At 68.8% G+C, this 19,208-nt stretch carries 18 protein-coding genes; 15 read left to right on the top strand and 3 right to left on the bottom strand.

Annotation, left to right across the window (positions count from 1 at the left end; all coding sequences use genetic code 11):
* The first annotated feature begins 52 nt into the window (after positions 1-52).
* From atpD to FPZ61_RS03990, 4 genes are read left to right on the top strand one after another with little or no spacing between them, the layout of a single operon-like run.
* On the top strand, positions 53-1,531 hold the full coding sequence (gene atpD / locus FPZ61_RS03975; protein WP_185465063.1) for a F0F1 ATP synthase subunit beta: 1,479 nt from the start codon (positions 53-55) through the stop codon (positions 1,529-1,531).
* Between the two features lie 38 nt (positions 1,532-1,569).
* The gene (gene atpC, locus FPZ61_RS03980; RefSeq protein WP_185465064.1) at positions 1,570-1,977 is read left to right on the top strand and encodes an ATP synthase F1 subunit epsilon; all 408 of its coding nucleotides are present in this window, start codon (positions 1,570-1,572) and stop codon (positions 1,975-1,977) included.
* Between the two features lie 16 nt (positions 1,978-1,993).
* A complete protein-coding gene (locus tag FPZ61_RS03985; protein ID WP_185465065.1) occupies positions 1,994-2,689 on the top strand; it encodes a transaldolase family protein in 696 nt (231 codons plus the stop codon).
* Between the two features lie 48 nt (positions 2,690-2,737).
* Positions 2,738-3,868, top strand: coding sequence for a rhomboid family intramembrane serine protease (locus tag FPZ61_RS03990; protein ID WP_185465066.1), 1,131 nt, complete (start codon positions 2,738-2,740; stop codon positions 3,866-3,868).
* Between the two features lie 26 nt (positions 3,869-3,894).
* Here FPZ61_RS03990 and FPZ61_RS03995 read toward each other — a convergent pair whose 3' ends face one another.
* Positions 3,895-6,195, bottom strand: a complete 2,301-nt coding sequence (locus FPZ61_RS03995) for a transglycosylase domain-containing protein (RefSeq protein WP_255441342.1) — start codon at positions 6,193-6,195, stop codon at positions 3,895-3,897.
* Positions 6,196-6,253: 58 nt separating this feature from the next.
* Here FPZ61_RS03995 and FPZ61_RS04000 point away from each other — a divergent pair, with 58 nt between their 5' ends.
* The 6 genes from FPZ61_RS04000 to FPZ61_RS04025 are packed head-to-tail and all read left to right on the top strand — an operon-like array spanning position 6,254 to position 11,751.
* Positions 6,254-6,529 carry a hypothetical protein gene (locus tag FPZ61_RS04000; protein WP_185465067.1) on the top strand — a complete coding sequence of 92 codons (276 nt, stop codon included), beginning with the start codon at positions 6,254-6,256 and terminating at the stop codon, positions 6,527-6,529.
* Positions 6,526-7,266, top strand: coding sequence for an FHA domain-containing protein (locus FPZ61_RS04005; protein ID WP_185465068.1), 741 nt, complete (start codon positions 6,526-6,528; stop codon positions 7,264-7,266). Before FPZ61_RS04000 ends, FPZ61_RS04005 begins: the two co-directional genes overlap by 4 nt.
* Positions 7,267-7,284: 18 nt before the next feature.
* Positions 7,285-8,619, top strand: a complete 1,335-nt coding sequence (locus FPZ61_RS04010) for a protein kinase (protein WP_185465069.1) — start codon at positions 7,285-7,287, stop codon at positions 8,617-8,619.
* A gap of 23 nt (positions 8,620-8,642) precedes the next feature.
* The gene (locus FPZ61_RS04015; protein ID WP_185465070.1) at positions 8,643-9,425 is read left to right on the top strand and encodes a VWA domain-containing protein; all 783 of its coding nucleotides are present in this window, start codon (positions 8,643-8,645) and stop codon (positions 9,423-9,425) included.
* Positions 9,422-10,801 (top strand): protein phosphatase 2C domain-containing protein, encoded by a 1,380-nt coding sequence (locus FPZ61_RS04020; RefSeq protein ID WP_185465071.1) that lies wholly within the window; start codon positions 9,422-9,424, stop codon positions 10,799-10,801. Before FPZ61_RS04015 ends, FPZ61_RS04020 begins: the two co-directional genes overlap by 4 nt.
* Positions 10,798-11,751 carry a hypothetical protein gene (locus FPZ61_RS04025; RefSeq protein ID WP_185465072.1) on the top strand — a complete coding sequence of 318 codons (954 nt, stop codon included), beginning with the start codon at positions 10,798-10,800 and terminating at the stop codon, positions 11,749-11,751. The genes FPZ61_RS04020 and FPZ61_RS04025 overlap by 4 nt, the downstream gene beginning before the upstream one ends.
* 30 nt (positions 11,752-11,781) lie before the next feature.
* Here the strand turns inward: FPZ61_RS04025 and FPZ61_RS04030 are convergent, their stop codons facing one another.
* Positions 11,782-12,276, bottom strand: coding sequence for a 30S ribosomal protein PSRP-3 (locus FPZ61_RS04030; protein WP_185465073.1), 495 nt, complete (start codon positions 12,274-12,276; stop codon positions 11,782-11,784).
* 46 nt (positions 12,277-12,322) lie between these two features.
* Between FPZ61_RS04030 and FPZ61_RS04035 the strand changes: the two genes are divergently transcribed.
* Positions 12,323-13,135 (top strand): TIGR01548 family HAD-type hydrolase, encoded by an 813-nt coding sequence (locus FPZ61_RS04035; RefSeq protein ID WP_255441362.1) that lies wholly within the window; start codon positions 12,323-12,325, stop codon positions 13,133-13,135.
* Here the strand turns inward: FPZ61_RS04035 and FPZ61_RS04040 are convergent.
* Entirely contained in the window at positions 13,107-14,426 is a 1,320-nt protein-coding gene (locus FPZ61_RS04040) for an aminopeptidase P N-terminal domain-containing protein (RefSeq protein WP_185465075.1), read from the bottom strand. The two genes, FPZ61_RS04035 and FPZ61_RS04040, sit on opposite strands and share 29 nt — an antisense overlap.
* 84 nt (positions 14,427-14,510) lie before the next feature.
* Here FPZ61_RS04040 and FPZ61_RS04045 point away from each other — a divergent pair, with 84 nt between their 5' ends.
* Genes FPZ61_RS04045 through FPZ61_RS04060 form a run of 4 tightly spaced genes read left to right on the top strand, consistent with a single transcriptional unit; the run spans position 14,511 to position 19,184 of the window.
* Positions 14,511-15,524: a CNNM domain-containing protein gene (locus tag FPZ61_RS04045; protein ID WP_185465076.1), complete on the top strand. Its 1,014-nt coding sequence runs from the start codon at positions 14,511-14,513 to the stop codon at positions 15,522-15,524.
* A complete protein-coding gene (locus FPZ61_RS04050) occupies positions 15,521-16,849 on the top strand; it encodes a DUF697 domain-containing protein (protein WP_185465077.1) in 1,329 nt (442 codons plus the stop codon). Before FPZ61_RS04045 ends, FPZ61_RS04050 begins: the two co-directional genes overlap by 4 nt.
* A complete protein-coding gene (locus FPZ61_RS04055) occupies positions 16,846-17,460 on the top strand; it encodes a nicotinate-nucleotide adenylyltransferase (protein ID WP_185465078.1) in 615 nt (204 codons plus the stop codon). The genes FPZ61_RS04050 and FPZ61_RS04055 overlap by 4 nt, the downstream gene beginning before the upstream one ends.
* Positions 17,460-19,184, top strand: a complete 1,725-nt coding sequence (locus tag FPZ61_RS04060) for an NAD+ synthase (RefSeq protein ID WP_185465079.1) — start codon at positions 17,460-17,462, stop codon at positions 19,182-19,184. Before FPZ61_RS04055 ends, FPZ61_RS04060 begins: the two co-directional genes overlap by 1 nt.
* The last annotated feature ends 24 nt before the right edge of the window (positions 19,185-19,208 follow it).

Here is a 19,208-nt window from a genome sequence, read left to right on the forward strand (position 1 = left end):
GGTTGCGCCGCTTAAGGCGGGTGCTCCCGCTGCGCGATCCTTTTCACTACCTATGGCTGCTGCACCCGCAACCTCCGGCGCTTCCACCGGCACCAAAGGCGTTGTTCGCCAGGTGATCGGTCCAGTCCTGGACGTTGAATTTCCTGCAGGCAAGCTTCCGAAGATCTTCAACGCCCTGCGCATCGAAGGCAAGAATTCAGCCGGACAGGACGTCGCCCTGACCGCTGAAGTGCAGCAGCTGCTCGGCGATCACCGGGTGCGCGCCGTCTCGATGAGCAGCACCGATGGCCTCGTTCGCGGCATGGAGGCTCTCGACACCGGCTTCCCCATCTCCGTTCCCGTCGGTGAAGCCACCCTGGGCCGCATCTTCAATGTGCTCGGGGAGCCCGTCGATGAACAGGGTCCTGTCTCCACCAGCCTCACCGCTCCGATCCACCGCGACGCTCCCAAGCTCACCGAACTGGAGACCAAGCCCAGGGTCTTCGAGACGGGCATCAAGGTGATCGACCTGCTGGCGCCCTACCGCCAGGGGGGAAAGGTGGGCCTCTTCGGAGGTGCCGGCGTGGGCAAGACGGTGCTGATCCAGGAGCTGATCAACAACATCGCCAAGGAGCACGGCGGTGTGTCGGTGTTCGGTGGCGTGGGTGAGCGCACCCGTGAAGGCAACGATCTCTACGAGGAATTCAAGGAATCCGGGGTGATCAACTCCGAGGACCTCAGCAAGTCGAAAGTGGCGCTCTGCTACGGCCAGATGAACGAGCCCCCGGGCGCCCGCATGCGCGTCGGCCTCTCGGCGCTCACGATGGCCGAGCACTTCCGCGATGTGAACAAGCAGGACGTGCTTCTGTTCATCGACAACATCTTCCGCTTCGTGCAGGCCGGCTCCGAAGTGAGCGCCCTGCTGGGCCGGATGCCCTCCGCCGTGGGTTACCAGCCCACCCTCGGCACCGACGTGGGTGAGCTGCAGGAGCGCATCACCTCCACTCTGGAGGGTTCGATCACCTCGATCCAGGCCGTCTACGTTCCCGCCGACGACCTCACCGACCCGGCTCCCGCCACTACCTTCGCCCACCTCGATGCCACCACGGTGCTGAGCCGTGGCCTGGCCTCCAAGGGCATCTACCCAGCCGTGGATCCCCTGGATTCCAGCAGCACCATGCTCCAGCCCGCGGTGGTGGGTGACGAGCACTACCGCACGGCCCGGGCCGTGCAGAGCACCCTTCAGCGCTACAAGGAACTGCAGGACATCATCGCGATTCTCGGCCTCGACGAGCTCTCCGAAGACGACCGTCGCACGGTGGACCGGGCACGGAAAATCGAGAAGTTCCTGTCCCAGCCTTTCTTCGTGGCTGAGATCTTCACCGGCCAGTCGGGTGAGTACGTGAAGCTGGAGGAAACCATCAAGGGTTTCAACATGATCCTGGCCGGCGAGCTCGACGATCTCCCTGAGCAGGCCTTCTATCTCGTCGGCACGATCGACCAGGTCAAGGCGAAGGCTGAGAAGATTGCCTCCGAAGCCAAGAAGGGCTGAGTCCCACCACCCCATCCGCTTCCTGAGCACTCGCCCCCATGACTCTCAACCTGCGTGTTCTGGCCCCCGACCAGAGCGTCTTTGACGGGACAGCCGACGAGGTGATCCTCCCCAGCACCTCCGGTCAGGTGGGGATCCTCACCGGCCACGTGTCCATGCTCACGGCCTTGGATGTGGGCGTGATGCGCCTGCGGGCCGGCAAGGACTGGACCAGCATCGCCCTGATGGGTGGATTTGCCGAAGTGGAGGCCAATGAAGTCACGGTGCTGGTGAACGGCGCCGAACTCGGCTCCGGCATTGATGCCGGCAAGGCCGAGCAGGAGGTCGAGAAGGCCGAGCAGAAAGCGGCAGGATTCGAAGGTCAACCCCCCAGCACCGAGAAGGTGAAGGCCATGCAGGACCTGGCACGCTCCCGCGCCAGGCTGCAGGCCACCCGCGTCAGTTGAGGTCGGTGGGCTCTGCATGAGCCTTCGTTTCTTCCTCGACTCGGCTGATCCCGAGGACTGGGCCACCTGGATGCCCTGTGGCCTGTTCCACGGGATCACCACCAATCCCACCCTGCTCCGCCAGGCAGGGCAGCCCTGCAGGATCGACGCCCTGGCTTCCCTCAGCCGGCGTGCCCTTGATCTTGGATGCCAGGAGCTGCATCTCCAGGCCTGGGGGCGTGAGTCCAGCGCGCTGAGCGATTGCGCACAGGCCCTGGCTGAGCTCGACCCTGGACGGATCACGGTCAAGGTTCCCGTGACCAGAGTCGGCGCCAGAGCGGCGGTGACCCTGATCGGCCAGGGCATTCCCCTCACATTCACCGCCTGCTACGAGGCGCCCCAGGTGCTGGTGGCGGCAGCCCTCGGTGCCCGCTACATCGCCCCCTACCTCGGTCGGATCAATGACCTGGGGCGGGATGGCCACCAGGAACTGATCACAATGCAGAAATGCGTCGATCGCACTGGATCGAGTCTGAGGCTGTTGGTGGCCAGCCTGCGGTCCCCGGGTGATCTCAGCCGCCTGGCGGCAGCAGGCCTGACCACCTTCACCATTTCGCCGAAGCTGGCTGAGGAGCTGTTCAGCTGCCAAGCCACCGAAGCGGCGGCGGCACGCTTCGAAGCGGAAGCCAGCCACAAGCCAGTCGACAGCGGCCTGGCCTCCAGGGATCGATAGATTCGCGCCCATGGGTACAGCAGTGAACACAGCACTCCCGGTGGGCCGGTGAAGGGCCAAGGGCGTGAACTCGGACTGCAGCTCCGGGCCTGGCATGAGGCCGACACACCGGGGCTCACCAACGGAAAGGTCATGGCCAACCGGCTCGTCGACCTGCTCGGGGCCGAGGAGGGCCTCAAGGGCCCCGTGCGCGATCTGGCTGGCCAGCCGCTTTTCCTGCGCGCACTCAGGGACAGCGGGGCGGGCCGCGAAACCTCCGTGCGGCTGCTGGCCCAGCAGCTCGGAAGCACCTACGCCCCGGCGGTGCTGGTGGAGCTTCTCGACCTCCTCGAAGCGGCCACAGGTGTGGCGGTCTCCCTGGCGCCGGACCCCAAGACCAACGCACCGGGCTCAACTCCCGGAGTCGCGCATGGTCCCTGGGGCCTGGCCCTGCGGGAGTCGCTGCAGGCCATGGGTCCCGGCCTGGCCGTGGCGGCCGGGGCTGCTCTGGTGCTGCGCTGGCTCAGCGGCGAACTCGACCACTGGCTGTTCAAGTCGTGGGACTGGCAGGGCTGGCTGGTGCTGGCACTGACCCTGGCCCTGCTGCAGGCCCTCAGCCTTGGCCCCCTGAAGTGCGCGCGACGCCAGTGGCCCCTGGAGCAGGCCGACGCCACCGAACCCCACCAGGCCTGGCGCTGGATCAGCGCCCCCTGGATCCACCACAGCCATGGCGAAGCGGTGGTGAATGTGCTGCTGCTGCTGCTGATCCTGCGGGCTCCGTCGCCACTGCCCCTGCCCGATGTGGTGCTGCGTTACATGCTCACCAGCCTGGCCACCACGGCTCTGGCACTGCTGGTGGCGATGCGGCGCACCTCAGAGCGCCGCTGGGATGGGGCCGCAGGGGCGGTCAGTGCCCTGATCGGCCTGGCGGCCGCCTCAAGCCTGGTCCACTGGCGTTCCCTGGCCTTCAGCCTCGGTCCGATCGAGATTCCTGCCTGGGTGTTGCTGCTGGTGTACGGCGCCCTGCAGCTGGGCTGGCAGCTGCCCCGCCAGAGCGAGCACGACGAGAGCAGGCCCCTCGATCGGTTGCTCAGCAGCCAGTGGTGGTGGGGGCTGGTCCTGGGAGTGGGCTGGGCGGTGTACAGCCGGCTGGAAACCCTGCTGCAGCTGGCTCTGCGCGCCAGGGACAGCGGCGGCTGAGTGGAGCGGACCCATCAGGGCAGGCCTCAGCTCCGGCCCAGGCCAGATCCGACCGCCGCCATGTAGCGCCCCCAGAGTTCGGCCGCCAGAGCACCGCTGGCCGCTTCGGCCGGTCGGTTGTCGTCGTTGCCCATCCAGATGGCAGTGAGGATCTCCAGGGTCGGGGAGTAACCGATGAACAGCACGTCCACGCCCCTGTCGGTGGTGCCGGTCTTTCCTCGGGCATCGGCCACCACGGCAGCCGCCTGCCCCGTCCCACTGCGCACCACCCGTTCCAGCAGATCATCCATCACCGCAGCGTCCTCCCCGCGCAGCAGCTGACGCGGCTGCTCACCGATGGGGGTGGTCACGCCGCGATCCGGACAGGAGGGGAGGCTGTAGATCGAGCGGCAGATGCCCAGGTCGTAGATGCGGGTCACGCCGTGCATGGGCACGCTGCGGCCGCCGTTGGCCACCACGGCATAGGCCCGGGCCATCTCATAGAGGAGGGTTTCACGGCCGCCCAGCATGGTGTTGAAGTCGGCGTCGAGGGGGGTGCTGATCCCCAGCTGACGGGCCTTGCGCACCACCTCCTTCAGGCCGGCCTTCTCGGCCAGGCGCAGGGCCACCACGTTCTCGGAATCGGCGAAGCCGCTGGCCATGGTGATGCTGCCGCCGCCCTGGCGACAGCCCGCCACGTAGGCCAGGGGAGCACACGAGACGGGCTGATCGGGGCTGGCGCCGGCCTCGAGCGCCGCCAGGTAGGGGAAGAGCTTGAAGGTGGAGCCGGGCTGGCGCATGGCCTGCACCCGGTCAAAGCTGGAACGGGAATAGTCACCGCCACCCACATAGGCCAGGATCTCGCCGCTGCGGAAATTGAGGGAGATCAGAGCCCCCTGGGTCAGTCCGACACGGGCTGCCGGCCCCTCGAGGAAGCGCTGCAACTGCTGCTGGGCCAGCTGCTGCAGCTTGGGATCGATCGTGCTCACCACGTGGTAGTTGCCGCCTGAAGTCTTCTCCGAGAGGTTGAGCGCAAAGCGGGTGCCCTCCAGTTCCCCGAGCACGTAGTCGCTGAAGAAGGGATAGCTGGAGAAACCGGAGTCGCGGCAGGCCGAGGGATCGATGTTCAGGGGCCGCCTCTGGGCGTCGATCAGCGGCTGATCGCCCAGGTAGCCCTGTTCGTGCATCAGCTTGAGCACCAGGTCGCGGCGCTCCCTCCCGGCGGTGGGGTCCTTGGCATTGCACGGGCTGTAACCGTTGGGGCTGGGCAGCAGCCCCACCAGGAAAGCCGCCTGATCCACATCCAGATCACTGGCCGACGTGCGGAAGTAGAGACGGGAGGCCTGCTCGAAGCCATCGGTGCCGAGGCCGAGATGGGCCCGGTCCAGATACATCTTGAGAATCTGATTCTTGCTGTAGCCCACCTCCAGCTGCAGGGCCACCCACAGCTCCCGCAGCTTGCGGCTGAGGCTGTAGTCGATGCCCACCTCCGGGTAATAGATGCGGGCCACCTGCTGGGTGAGCCCACTGCCGCCACCGCTGCCCAGCAGGGCCGAGCGCAGGGTGCCGAACAGATCCACCCCGCTGTTCCAGCCGAAGCGTGCCTCTTCCGAGGCCATCAGGGCCTGGCGCAGGTGGAGCGGATAGGCCTGCAGGGACGGCAGAGCCGTGGCCGAGCCCTCCCTGGCGTCGATCTGCTGACCCGATGCCGAGACGATCTTGACCGGACCGGAGATCAGGCGAATGCGGGAGCCGCCACCGACCGAAGAGACCAGCAGCAGACCGCCCACCAGCAGGCCCGACCCCAGCAGGCTGGCCAGGCCGAGCAGGTGAACCGCCTGCTCCAGCGGACTGCGGGGGTTCAGGTAGCGCAGGCGAGGGGCAGCGCCCTTGAGGGGAGAGCCGAGCTGCACCTGGTCGCCGTGGCGCAGGCGGATGGCCCGGATGCGGCGGTCGCGGTGGAAAAGGCCGTTGGCGGAGTTGAAATCCTCAAGGGCAAAGTCGCGCTCATCGGGGCGCGGCTTCTCCAGGATGGCGTGCACCCGGCTGAGGCTCTCCGCCTCCAGCGGCAGTTCGCAGGCGGGATCGCGGCCGATGCGGTAGCGGCCCTCCCCCAGCACGGTGCGACTGAGCCGCCGCTCCCCCAGCCACAGCTCGGCCACGGCCTGGCGCACCAGCAGCGGGCGCCAGGCCGAACGGACGGCGCCAGGGCGGCTTTCCAGCGGCCCCTGGCTCAAGGAAGCGAGGAAACGGCGCCAGGCGGCGCGGTGGCCATTGGTCGGCGGCTCCTCGGAGATGCGGCCCGAGCCCTGCGCAACGTCGCTCTCAGGAACGGACGGGTCGACCATGCGGGGGGTGAACAGGCGTGGCCCGGGGATACGCTAAACGCATCGATCTCCTCTCCCCGTGCTGCGCCAGCGCGATCCCTGGGAGCCCTTCCGGCTCTGGCTGGCCATCACGATCGGGCTTTATGCCGTGCGGGCCAGCTTCGCCGCCACCTGGGTGGGGGCGATCCCGGGCTGGGTGCTCCTGGTGATGGTGCTGGTGGCCCTGCTTCTGGCCAGCAAGGCCCTGCTCTTTCCTGGCCGGGTCACGCCCTTCCGCTCAGGCGATGGCGGCTGGTGGAGTGACATCCAGGACGACTGGCACCTCTGGTGGCGCCGCCGCCGTGGAGGGCCATGACCCCGCCTCAGGCCCGGCTGCGGCTGCGGGATCAACCCGGGAAGGTGGCCCGGCTCGATCCGTCCCGGCCTCTCACCATCGGGCGCGAGGGCAACAACCGCCTCTGCATGCCCGATCAGCCCGGGCTCTCTCCCCACCACGCCGTGGTCCGCCACTCCAGCAGCCAGCGCAGCTGGGTGGTGTGCGACTGGCAGAGCGCCGATGGCACCTTTCTCAGAGGGGAACGCCTCCAGCAGTGCAGGCCCCTGGCCCATGGCGACGAGATCCGGCTGGGAGTCAACGGTCCGGCGCTGATCTTCGAGCTGGCTGCACCTGCGGGAGCGGCCAGCGAGCCAGCGGCGGAGGGGAATGCTCAGCGAGCCCACACTCCCCGCAGGGAGTCGGCACGGGGTTCGGCTCCGGTGGTGACGAGCCTCGACATCGGCGGCCAGCAGATCGCCCTGGATCAGATCCGATCGGCCACGGTGCAGAGCCTGCCCCGCCATCCGCACATCTTCAGCTGGTGGCTGCTGGTCTGCCTGGGGGGCCTGCTGCTGTTGCCATTCCCGCTCCTGTTCTGGCCCCTGGAGGTGGCGGCCCTGGTCGGCTGGATCCTGCTGGGCTCCCGCAAGGACCACACCCTGACGGTGGTGCTTCGCGACGGCCGCGCCCAGCGCCGCAGCTTCGCCAACCGACTGACGGCCCTCTCCCACCGCAATGGGATCCGCAAGGCCATCGGCCAGAGTCTGGAGGCCTGAGCCCCCAGACAACCCACCGTGACCTGGATCCTGCCGGAAGGCGCCTGCCTCGATCTGGAGGGAATCCCCGGCCCGGTGCATGTGCTTCACGGGCTGGGGGGCGGCACCCAGGGCCAGGTGTTCGAGGTGGAGGTGGCCAGCGAGCGTCTGGCCCTGAAGTGGTACCTGCCGGCGTGCATCGCCCGCGATCCCCATCTGGAGCGGCGCCTGGGCGAAAGCATCCGGGCCACTACCCCCAGCGACGCCTTCCTCTGGCCGCTGGCCCTGGTGAAGCCCGGCCCCGGAACGGTGCCGTTGCTTCGCAGCAGGGATCCCGGCTTCGGCTACCTGATGGAGCTGCGCCCGCCGGGCTTCGTGGGAGCCCATGAGCACGTCGGCGGGCATCTGGCCATCAGCCTGCTGCAGGTGCTGCGGGCCAGCTTCTTCCTGGCCGAGGCCTTTCACGCCCTGCACCTCAAGGGCCTCTGTTACAAGGACATCTCCCTGGGCAACCTGTTCCTGGAGCCCTCCAGCGGCCGCATCCTGATCTGCGACAACGACAACGTGGATGTCGATGGGCGGGATCTGGGCGCCGTGCTGGGCACCCCTGGATTCATGGCACCGGAGATCCTGATGGGCCTGGCCCGACCGGGGGCCAACAGTGATCTGTTCTCTCTGGCCGTGCTGATCTTCCGGCTGCTCACACGCCACGACCCGCTGCGGGGTCGCAGGGAACTGGCGATCCGTTGCCTGGATGAGCCCGCCCGCCGCCGGCTCTACGGAGAAGACCCGCTGTTCATCTTCGACCCGGTCGATCCGAGCAACAGGCCCGATCCGATCGAGCACGCCGCCGCCCTGATCACCTGGCCGATCTACCCCGAGCCGATCAAGCAGTTGTTCGAGCAGACCTTCGGGGCCGGCCTGCAGGCTCCCCAGCGACGGGCGCTCACCGGCCAGTGGATGACGGCCCTGGCCGCGGCCCTCGACCAGCGTCAGCTGTGCGCCCACTGCGGTCAGGAAACGTTCCCTGCCCCCAGCGATCCTGGCCCCCTGTGCTGGAGCTGCGGCTGCCCATTGCCGCACCCGGCCAGGCTGAAACTGCCCCATGGCCTGGTGACGGCGGCGGCCGGCAACGCTCTGTATCCCCACCATTTCGACCGGCTGCTTCCCCTGCAGCTGAAAGCACCGCTGGCACAGGTGGAGGCCCATCCCAGCCAGGCCACTCTGCTGGGACTGCGCAACCTGAGCGGCCAGACCTGGCGGGCCGAGCTCAGCAATGGCAACCGGATGGCGGTGGAACCGGGACAAACCTGTAATCTCTCGCCACTGGTGCGGCTCACCACACCGGCCGGGGCGGTCGAGCTGCAGTCCTGAGCCTCCCGCGGAGCCCAGATCCGATGCCCTTTCCGAACGTCAGGCTCACCAACAGGCCGCTGCACTTCATCTACATCTGTGATTGCTCCGGCTCGATGGCGGCCCAGGGCAAGATCCAGGCACTCAACCAGGCGATTCGTCAGTCGCTCCCGGGGATGGCCGAGGTGGCTCGCCAGAACCCAGAAGCGCGTGTTCTGGTCAGGGCTGTGAGCTTTGCCGACCGGGCCTGCTGGCACCTGGAGAAGCCCACTGCCGTGCAGCAGCTGCAGTGGCTGGACCTGCAGGCCGGAGGCATCACAGCCATGGGTGAGGCCCTGGAGCTGGTGGCCGGGGTACTGCAGTCGCCCCCGATGGAGGAGCGGGCCCTGCCACCGGTGCTGGTGCTGATCTCCGACGGCCAGCCCACCGACGACTTCGACGCGGGCCTGGCCAGCCTGATGCGCCAGCCCTGGGCCCAGAAGGCGGTGCGCCTGGCGATCGCCATGGGGCACGACGCCGACACCGAGGTGCTGCAGCAGTTCATCGGCACCGAGCCCGGCGGTGGCCTGCCCTCCGGAGAAATCCCCGGTGCCAGCGGGCAGACGCCCCTGCACCGCTCGGGCCGCTCACCTCGCCGCCCTCTTCAGGCCAGCAACGCCACCTCCCTGGCCCAGTACATCCAGTGGGCCTCCACAGCCGTGGTGGGTGCCGCCTCGATGCCCATCAGCCGCATGACAGGCTCGGAGCACCAGGCCAACATCCCCCTACCGGATCTGCCTCCCACCCTGATGGATCCCATCGACGACGTCGGTCCCCTGGTGTGGTGACTGGCTGGAGGCCACCACTGCGGGCAAGGCACATCGGTGCCGCCCACCAACGCCAGGGCCGCCCCTGCCAGGACGCGGTGGCCTCAGCCCAGTGCCACAGCCGTGACCACCAGCCGGTGCAGGTGATGGCATTGGCCGATGGCCATGGCGGTGAACGCTACCCCTACAGCGATGTGGGGAGCACCCTGGCCTGCGAACAGGCTCTGCTGGCCGTGGAGGAGCATCTGCGCGAATGCGCGCTGCTGGGCGCCCAGGCACCGGGGGCCAACGAGTGGGCCAGGTGGCTGGAAGCCGAACTCCCCCAACGGATTCACAGCCGCTGGCTGGCTGAGGTGCTCGACCACTGGCAGCGGCAGACGGCTCTGGCCCCCGCCCAGGCTGTCGCTGCTGAAGCCCCAGGGTCCGAGGACCAGGTGCCACTGCGCTACGGCACCACCCTGGGGCTGGTGGTGATGGCGCCGGGGTGGTGGGGCTACACCGGTCTGGGCGACTGGGACCTGGTGCAGGTGGGGCCCGGGGGGGAGGCCGTGCTTCTGAGCGAGGAGGCCCCTCAGCAGGGAGGTGGCGAGGCCACCGGCAGCCTCTGTCTGGAGCAGGCTCCCAGGATGTTCCGCAGCGGACTGAAGCCGATCGAGCACCGGGGGGCAGCCTTCGGACTGCTGCTGAGCACCGATGGCATCCGCAAGTCCTGTGCCACCGACACGGATTTTCTGGCGCTGGCCGCCCATCTGATCGCCACCCCAGGCACCGGAGCCAGCGACGCGCTGGCCGCGAACCTCAAGCAGATCACCAGCGAGGGCAGCGGCGACGATGTGTCGGTGGCGATGGCCCTGCACGGCACGCTGGGGTCAACCCAGCCGGGGCCAGCCCAGGTCGCAGCCCTCCACAGGAAGGCTGGCGACGATCAACCTCGCGGAGCAGCCGCTCACTCCGGCGCCACTGCGCGGCTGGAGGCCCTGCGGAGCCATCCCGGCCCCGCCCTGGCAGCTGTGGCCCTGCTGGTGGTCGCCGCGGGACTGGGCGCCCGCTGGTTGTGGGTGAAGCCACGGAGCCATGCCCCGCAGCCGGTGGCCACGGCCGTGCGCCGCCAGATCAACCAGCTTTGCCGGGGCCCCAGCGTCGCCATCGCCGGTACCCTCAGCAGCCGTCGCAGCCAGTTCACCGGTCTGCGCGAGGGCCGCCTGCGGGCGCTGTCGTTGCTGGACGCCTCCAACCAGGACCCCCTCGGGGCCCTGATCGCCAGCAGCTTCGATCCCGCCACGGGTGGACTGGTGCAGGGGGAGGCCCTCAGGGCCCTCAACCTCTGCCCACCCCTCGAGGCCACCCTGCAGCTGCAGTGGCAACCCAAGACCATCCCTGCCCTCCCCGCGCGATGAACGACCACCAGCTCGGAGCCGCCCTCAGGCAGCAGGTGCTCAGCGACCTCCGGCGTGGTCGAGGCACTGAGGGCCGTCGCCTGCAGGCGGTCGCGGGCGACCTCTGCGGCGAGGGACAGAACAACCTGCTTCCGGCCCTGCGCCATCTGGTGATGTCGGCCGCCTTCGCCAGCGCCGCCAGCCAGAACCCACCCCTCTCCGAGGCGCGGCTGCAGCAACGGCTGATGCAGGAAGTCGAGGAGGTGTTCACCCCTGCCATCTGCCGGCGCATGGAGAGCGTGGTGGGAGGGCTGCTCGATCTGCCAGCCAAGGGCACCTCAACCCCAACAGCAACCAAGCCAGCAGCCCCTGCTCCTGCCCCTGCAGCCGCAACACCAGTCCCGGCGCCGGCCAGCCGAGGCGGCAACAGCGTCCTGCTGGGCTTCCTCGCCTTCCTCACGGGCGGCCTGGCGGTCGCCCTGGTGGGGGCCGTGATGCTGTTGCGCTATTCCCCCCAGGGCTCCGTTGAGAACCCTTCCGCGACCAGACCCAGCACACCGCCGCCGCCGGTGGCCCGACCAACCACGCCGCCCGAGGAACCAAGCCTGCCCACGCCGGAGCCCCCCACCACGCCACTGCCTTCGGCCGACACCGACCTGGCCATCGCCAGCATCCGGGGGCTCTACGACGCCCTGAACACCAGGGCCTATGACCAGGCCCGGCAGTTCTTCGCCGGCGCCGCAGGCGATCAGTTCGATCCTGCCTTCTTCAACCAGTTCGAGCGGGTGAGCGTGGAGGATCTGCGCGAAACCGCTCAGGAAGGATCAACCGTCACCTTGCAGGGCCTGGTGACGTTCGTCTATCCCGATGGCTCCTCCCAGACCGAGAGCCGCAGTTTCACCGTCGACACCGCCACAATTCCAGCCCTGATCACCGCCAGCGAATTCGCAGGGGTGATCAGGGCCCGCTAGTTCAACCAAGGCCAGGCGCCTGTGAGGCGATCAGGCGGTACCGCAAAAGGTCACGTCGGGGAACTTGCCCTTGGCTTCTTCGAGCGACTTGCCCTTGCCCTCTTCCTGCCAGTAATTGATCACCTCAGTGGCCTTGTTGAGGATTTCCACCCGCTCGTTGTCGGTGATCCACGACTTGGCTTCCAGCTCTCCTTTGAGGGTTTCCCAGGCATCTTCCCGGGGCCAGAAGAAATAGGCCGTCAGGGGGCTGGGGCCACCGCCCACGATCTGATCCACGGCCAGGGCGACGTTGTCGGGCAACCAGAGGATCTTGAGCAGGAAGCGACCCTCATCGGCCTTGGGGGTATGCCCGGAGGGGACCCCATCCTCATCGACCGTGGCCGACGCCAGGGCGGCACTGGCTCCGCGCAGGGGCGGGCGCCCCTGGGTGGGAGCCTCATCAGCGGTGCTCACCGCCGCGGCCGCCTCAGCGGTGGTACCTGCAGGAGCAGCGCTTTCAGTGGCCGTCATGGTTTCGGCGCTCAAGGCAAAAAGGCAAACAACTAACGTAACAGCCTCTGCACCAGCATCCCTGCAGCCGCGCGCCGTTCTTCTCTTCGACATTGACGGCGTGATCCGCGATGTCAGTGGCAGTTACCGACGAGCCATCGCCGAAACCGTGCACCACTTCGGCGGCTGGTCTCCGGAGCCGGGGCAGATCGATGCCCTCAAGGCCGAGGGACGCTGGAACAACGACTGGCAGGCCTCACTGGAATTGCTGCGGCGGCGGGACTGCCGGCCCCTCCCCACCCTTGAGGCGGTGGTGGAGGTGTTCAGCAGTCTGTACTTCGGGGCCGATCCGGACGGTGACCCTGCCGGCTGGATCGGCTTCATCCGCGAGGAACCCCTGCTGGTGGAGCACGGCTATTTCCAGGCCCTGGAGCAGGCCGGCATCGCCTGGGGCTTCGTCAGTGGCGCCGAACCCCCCTCCTGCCGTTATGTGCTCAGGCAACGCCTCCAGCTGGAGGATCCGCCACTGATCGCCATGGGCGAAGCCCCCGACAAACCAGATCCCACCGGGCTGCTCCAGCTGGCGCTGAAACTGGGCAGCACCGCCTCTGGGGAGCTGCTGCCGGTGGCCTATCTGGGCGACACCGTGGCCGATGTGGACACGGTGATGGCGGCCCGGCGCCAGCGCCCGGACCTCACCCTGCTCAGCCTGGCGGTGGCTCCACCGCACCTGCAGGGGCAGGGCCAGTCCGGCAGCCGCCGGCACTACGAGCAGGGGCTGCGGGCGGCAGGGGCCGATCGGATCCTCTCCAGCACATCCAGCCTGGAGCCGGAGCTGCTGCTGGACTGGCTGGGGGCCGAGCGCCTCAGCGCTCCATCGCCGCCGGAGCCTTGAGGGCGGCAGCCGTGAGCACCTCATGGCCCTCCACGGTCACGGCCACATCGTCTTCGATGCGGATGCCGATGCCCTTCCAGCGCTCCTCGATCTCCGGCTGTCCTTCGGGCACCGCCAGGCGATCGCTCACATAGAGCCCTGGCTCCACCGTGAGGACCATGCCCGGCTGCAGCGGCTGGGGGTGCTCGCCGAGGCGGTAGGCCCCCACGTCATGGACATCGAGACCCAGCCAGTGGCCGGTGCGGTGCATGTAGAGGTGGCGGTAGGCCCCCTGCTCGATCAGGTCCTCCACCGTCCCCCTGAGCAGACCGAGGTCGAGCAACCCTTCAACCAGGACCCGCAGGGCCGCGGCGTGAACCTGCTCGGCGTCGGCGCCGGGTGCCACCGTGGCGATCGCCGCCAGCTGGGCCTCGAGCACGAGCTCGTAGAGGGCCCGCTGCTCGCCACTGAAACGGCCGTTGACCGGGAATGTGCGGGTGATGTCACCGTTGTAGTAGTCCGACACGCTGCAGCCGGCATCGATCAGGAGCAGATCCCCATCCAGCAGCGGGGCATCATTGCGGGTGTAGTGGAGGACACAGGCATTGTCGCCACCGGCCACGATCGAGCCGTAGGCCGGCCCACGGGCCCCCTGCTCCAGAAAATGCTGCTCGATCACCGCCTGGATCTGGCGCTCGCTCAGCCCGGGACGGGCCACCTCCCTGGCCCGTTCATGGGCTTCGGCGGAAATACGCGCAGCCTCCCGCAGCCGCTCAAGCTCGCCCGGGCTCTTGCGCAGACGCATCTCCTGCAGGATCGGGCAGGGGGCCACCAGTCCCAGGGCGGCGCGACCCGTGCGCGGCGAGCGATCGAGTTGCTGGGCCCAGGCCTGCAGCACCAGGGATTCCACGGCGGTGTCGCGGCCCACCCGGAAGGCGATCCCTTCGGCGTCATGGAGGTAGTCGCCGAGCCTGGACGCCAGCTCGGCGCGGGGGTGGGCCAGATCCGCCCCGAACACCTCAACGGCCCCCTCGCAACCCCAGCGGAAGCCGTTCCAGACCTCTGCGGAGGGATCCCGAGGCTCCACGAACAGCACGAAGGGGTTGTCGCTCTGATGGGGCAGGAACAGGGCGACGGCTCCCGGCTCATCGAAGCCAGTGAGATACCAGAAGTCGCTCTGCTGGCGGAAGGGATACTCCACATCGGCGTGGTGCCGCACAAGGGGAGCCGCCGGAATCACCGCGGCCACCCCCCCCAGAGCTTCCAGGAAACGCACACGACGCTGGTGGAACTCGGCCTGGGGGATCACCATGGAATGGACGCCTCTAGCGAGAAGATGGCATACCCCATTGAATGAGCGTGTTCCCATGCCGCGAACGGCCGCGCAGACTGCCCGATGAATGAGCTCCTGGGTCTGGCGGCCCTGGTGGTGGTGATCCTGATCGGGTCGGCGGCCTGCTCCGGTGTGGAGGCGGCCATGCTCACGGTCAACCCCCTGCGGGTCCATGAAGTGGCCAGCAGGCCGAGGCGGGTTCGTGGGGCCAAAGCTCTGCTCGGCCTCAAGAACCGCATGGGCCGTGCCCTGGCCGTGCTGGTGATCATCAACAACGGCTTCAACATCTTCGGCAGCCTGATGCTGGGCAGCTACGCCGGTTGGGTCTTCTCCCGCATCGGTGTCGACCGGGTGGCCCTGCCCCTGTTCTCGGTAGGGCTCACGGTGCTGGTGATCATGCTGGGGGAGATCCTGCCCAAGGCCCTGGGCAGCCGCCTGGCCCTGCCTGTGGCGCTGGCCAGCGCGCCACCGGTGAGTCTGCTGCTGCGACTGATGCTGCCCCTGGTGCTGCTGCTGGAGCGGATGATGCCGGCGATCACCGCCGAGAGCGAACTCACCACCGATGAAGAGGAGATCCGTCTGCTGGCTCGCCTCGGGTCCCAGAAGGGCCAGATCGAGGCTGATGAGGCGGCGATGATCGCCAAGGTGTTTCAGCTCAACGACCTCACGGCCCGCGACCTGATGGTGCCCCGGGTCGCGGCACCGACAGTCTCGGGCCATGCGCCCCTGGAGAGCGTGCGCGATCTGCTGCTCACCAATGCCGCAGGCTGGTGGGTGGTGCTCGGTGAGGAGGTGGATGAGGTGCTGGGGGTGGCCAGCCGCGAGAGCCTGCTGGTGGCCCTGGTGGAGGGCCGCGGTCAGGACAGCGCCCTGAGCCTCACCGAACCGGTGGAGTTCGTGCCCGAGATGATCCGCGCCGATCGACTGCTCACGGCCTTCCGTCGCAGCAGTCATTCGGTGCGGGTGGTGGTGGATGAATTCGGCGGATTCGTGGGGGTGATCGGTGCCGACGCCGTGCTGGCGGTGCTCGCCGGCTGGTGGCGACGACCCCAGCCCCCCGCGGAGGCGCAGGGATGAGCCGAGCGGCCGTCAACCCTCCCCCGATCCTTGAGCGCTGTGAACCGTTGCTGCAGCGCTGGCGAAGGCAGTTGCAGCTGAGCGCCCGTGAGCGAGCGTCTCTGGGGCCGGAACTGGCCGCTTTCGATCGCCAGCTCGTGCGGCTGCAACGCCGGGAATTGCATGTGGCAGTGCTCGGACGGGTGGGGGTGGGCAAATCGAGTCTGCTCAATGCCCTGCTCGGCGAACCTCGCTTCGCCACCGACCTGGCCCACGGCTGCACCCGGCAGCAGCAGCGGCAATCCTGGCCCGGAGCCCTGGCCGGGCAGCTGCAGGTTCAGCTGGTCGACACCCCCGGCATCGATGAAGTGGCGGCCATGGCCCGCCATCGCCTGGCCGCCCGGGTGGCCCTGGGGGCGGATCTGGTGCTGGTGGTTCTCGATGGCGACCTCAGTCGCGTGGAGGCCGACGCGGTGCAGCAGCTGCTGAGCTCGGGCAAACCCCTGCTGCTGGTGGTCAACCGCATCGATGGCTGGCCCGCGGCGGAGCGGCAGACCCTGCTGGCCAGCATCCGCCGCCGTCTTCCGGCGGCTGTGCGCCACCTGGAGCTGGTGGCGGTTGCCGCGGCCCCCAGGCGCGGGGTGCTGCGGGCGGACGGCAGGGTGCGCAGCGAGACACTGCCACCGGCAGTGGAGCCCTTGCGCGAACGCCTCACCAGCCTTCTCCAGGCCCATGGGGAGCTGCTGCTGGCCCTCAACACCCTGGCGGCCGGCGATCGCTTCAACCAGCGCCTCTCGCAATGGCGCCTGAGGCAGCACCGTCGCCAGGCCCAGACCCTGATCGGACGGTTCGCGGCCCTCAAGGCCACCGGTGTGGCGGCCAACCCCCTGATCCTGCTGGATCTGGCCGGTGGCCTGGCCCTGGACACGGCCCTGGTGGTGCAGCTGTGCGAGCTTTACGGTCTGCAGCTGAGCGGACCCCAGGCCAGGGAGCTGCTGGGCCGCCTCTCCGGCCACAGTGCCCTGCTCGGAGGTGCCCAGCTGGCCCTGCAACTGCTGCTGGGGACCGTGCGGCAGCTGCTGCTGCTGGCAGCGCCGGCAACCGCCGGGCTGTCCCTGGCTCCTGCGGCTCCGGTGGCCCTGGCCCAGGCGGCCCTGGCCGTGCAGACCACCCGTCAGACCGGGCGCCTGGCCGCCGCCGCCCTGCTGAGCGGGGCCCAGCGGGGCCAGGCCCGCCCGGGGGCCCTGCTGCGCCGCCTGGTGCGCCACGACCCCCAGGCGCGTCAGTGGCTGGAGGAGTGGCATCAGGAGGGCCGCCAGGCCGTGAACGCCACCCTGCTGCCGTGAGCGAACCTGCCGGCCCAGCGGCCTCGGTGGCCCTGTTCGGCACCAGCGCCGATCCGCCCACCCTCGGCCACCGCACCCTGCTGGAGGGGCTCACCGATCACTACCCGCAGGTGAGGACCTGGGCGAGCGACAACCCCTTCAAGACCCATGGGGCACCGCTGGCGGTGCGAGCCTCCCTGCTTGAAGCGCTGGTGGAGGGCCTGGAGAAGCCCGGCCTGCGGCTGGACCAGAGCCTGAGCAGCCCCAGGGCGGTGGAGACCCTGGAGCGGGCGAGGCAGCAGTGGCCGGATGCGGAACTGGTGTTCGTGGTGGGCAGCGACCTGCTGCCCCAGATCCAGCGCTGGTATGCCGCCGATGAGATCCTGCACCGCTGCCGTCTGGCCGTGGTCCCGCGGCTGGGCTGGCCGCTCGACTCCCTGCAGATCGATCAGCTCAATCGTCGTGGCGGCCAGGTGGAGGTGCTCCCACTGGAGATCCCCGCCGCGGCCAGCTCCACCATCCGCCGCCACCCCGACCCCCAGCTGGTGCCGTCTGAACTCTGGCCTGTGCTCCTGGAGCAGAATCTCTATGGTCTGCGCTCCTGCCTGGCGAGCCGACCTCCCCTGCGCTGATGCGTCTTGCCCTGGCTCAGACCAATCCTCTCGTGGGGGATCTGGGCGGCAACGCCGCCCAGCTGCTGATGCACAGCCAACGGGCCGCAGCAGCGGGAGCCGATCTGGTGGTGACCCCCGAGCTCTCGCTCTGGGGCTACCCCCCAAGGGATCTGCTGCTGCGCCCCGCCTTGCTTCAGGAGCAAACCCGGGTGCTGGATGCCCTCGCCGCCGACCTGCCGCCGGGGCTGGGGCTGCTGGTGGGCCTGGTGAATCCGATCGCAGGAGCCGAGCTGCCGGCCCTTTACAACGCCGCGGCCCTTGTTCATCAGGGTGTCTGGCGGGTGGTGGCCCACAAACGGCTCTTGCCGAGCTACGACGTCTTCGACGAACGGCGCTACTTCCAGCCGGGAAATCAGGCCTGCCTGCTGGAGTGGCCAGGGGCTGAGCGGGTCTGGCGCCTGGGTCTCACCATCTGCGAAGACCTCTGGGTGGAGGAACGGGTCCAAGGCCGCCGACTGGCCGGTGCCGACCCGATCGCGGAACTCGGGCCCCAGCGCCCTGACCTGCTGCTGAACCTCTCAGCCTCCCCCTTCTCCCAGGGCAAACCGGAACTGCGCCAACGGCTGGCGGCGGCGGCGGCGGCCCGGCTGGGCTGTCCTGTGGTCTACGTGAACCAGGTGGGGGGCAACGACGAGCTGGTCTTCGACGGTTGCAGCTTCGTGATCGATCCCGAGGCCCGGGTGTTGCAGCAGCTGCCCTGCGCCACAGTGGCTCTCGACCTCTGGGAGGCCATACCCCAACAGACAGCGCCGGCTCCGTGGCCCCCAGCCTCACCGGCACCGACCCCGCTGCCGGCGCCCCTCGACCAACTGTTCCGGGTGCTGGTGCTTGGGGTGCGCGATTACGCCCGCAAGTGCGGCTTCGAGCGGGTAGTGCTCGGCCTCAGCGGTGGGATCGATTCAGCCCTGGTGGCCGTCATCGCCGCGGCGGCTTTCGGGCCTGAGCAGGTCCTGGCCCTGCTGATGCCTTCCCCCTACAGCTCCGCCGGATCGCGCCTCGATGCGAGCAACCTCGCCGACCGGCTGGGAATCCCCCACCAGACCCTGGCGATCGAGCCCCTGATGGCAGCTTTTGACGAGGGCCTGGAAGCCGTTCTGCAGGGGGTGCCCCAGGGACTGACCGCCGAGAATCTGCAGTCGCGCATCCGCGGCACCCTGCTGATGGCCGTGGCCAACCAGCAGGGCCGGCTGCTGCTCTCCACCGGCAACAAGTCGGAGCTGGCCGTGGGGTACTGCACCCTCTACGGCGACATGAACGGCGGACTCTCGGTGATCGGCGATCTCTACAAGACCACGGTGTTCCGCCTCTGCCGGTGGCTCGACAGCGACGAAGCCGCCTGCTGCCGTAAGGCCTGTGGCCTCCCCGCCAGCGGTGAACTGATCGGTGACGCCATCCGCTCCAAGCCCCCGAGCGCCGAACTGCGGCCCGACCAGCGCGACAGCGATTCCCTGCCGGACTACGACCAGCTGGATCCCCTGCTCAAGGCCTACATCGAGGAGCTGCGCTCGCCGGAGGAGCTGTTCACCCTGGGGCAGGTGGACCGGGAGCTGGCACGCCGGGTGTATCGGCTGCTGCGCACAGCGGAATTCAAGCGTCGCCAGGCGGCGCCGCTGCTGAAGGTGAGCGGCCGCGCCTTCGGCGGAGGCTGGCGGATGCCCATCGCCGCGGGACCGATCGCGTGAGGGATCACTGCTGAATACGCCTGG

Origin of the sequence: Synechococcus sp. BSA11S, assembly GCF_014224355.1 — a bacterium.
Classification (GTDB): domain Bacteria; phylum Cyanobacteriota; class Cyanobacteriia; order PCC-6307; family Cyanobiaceae; genus Regnicoccus_A.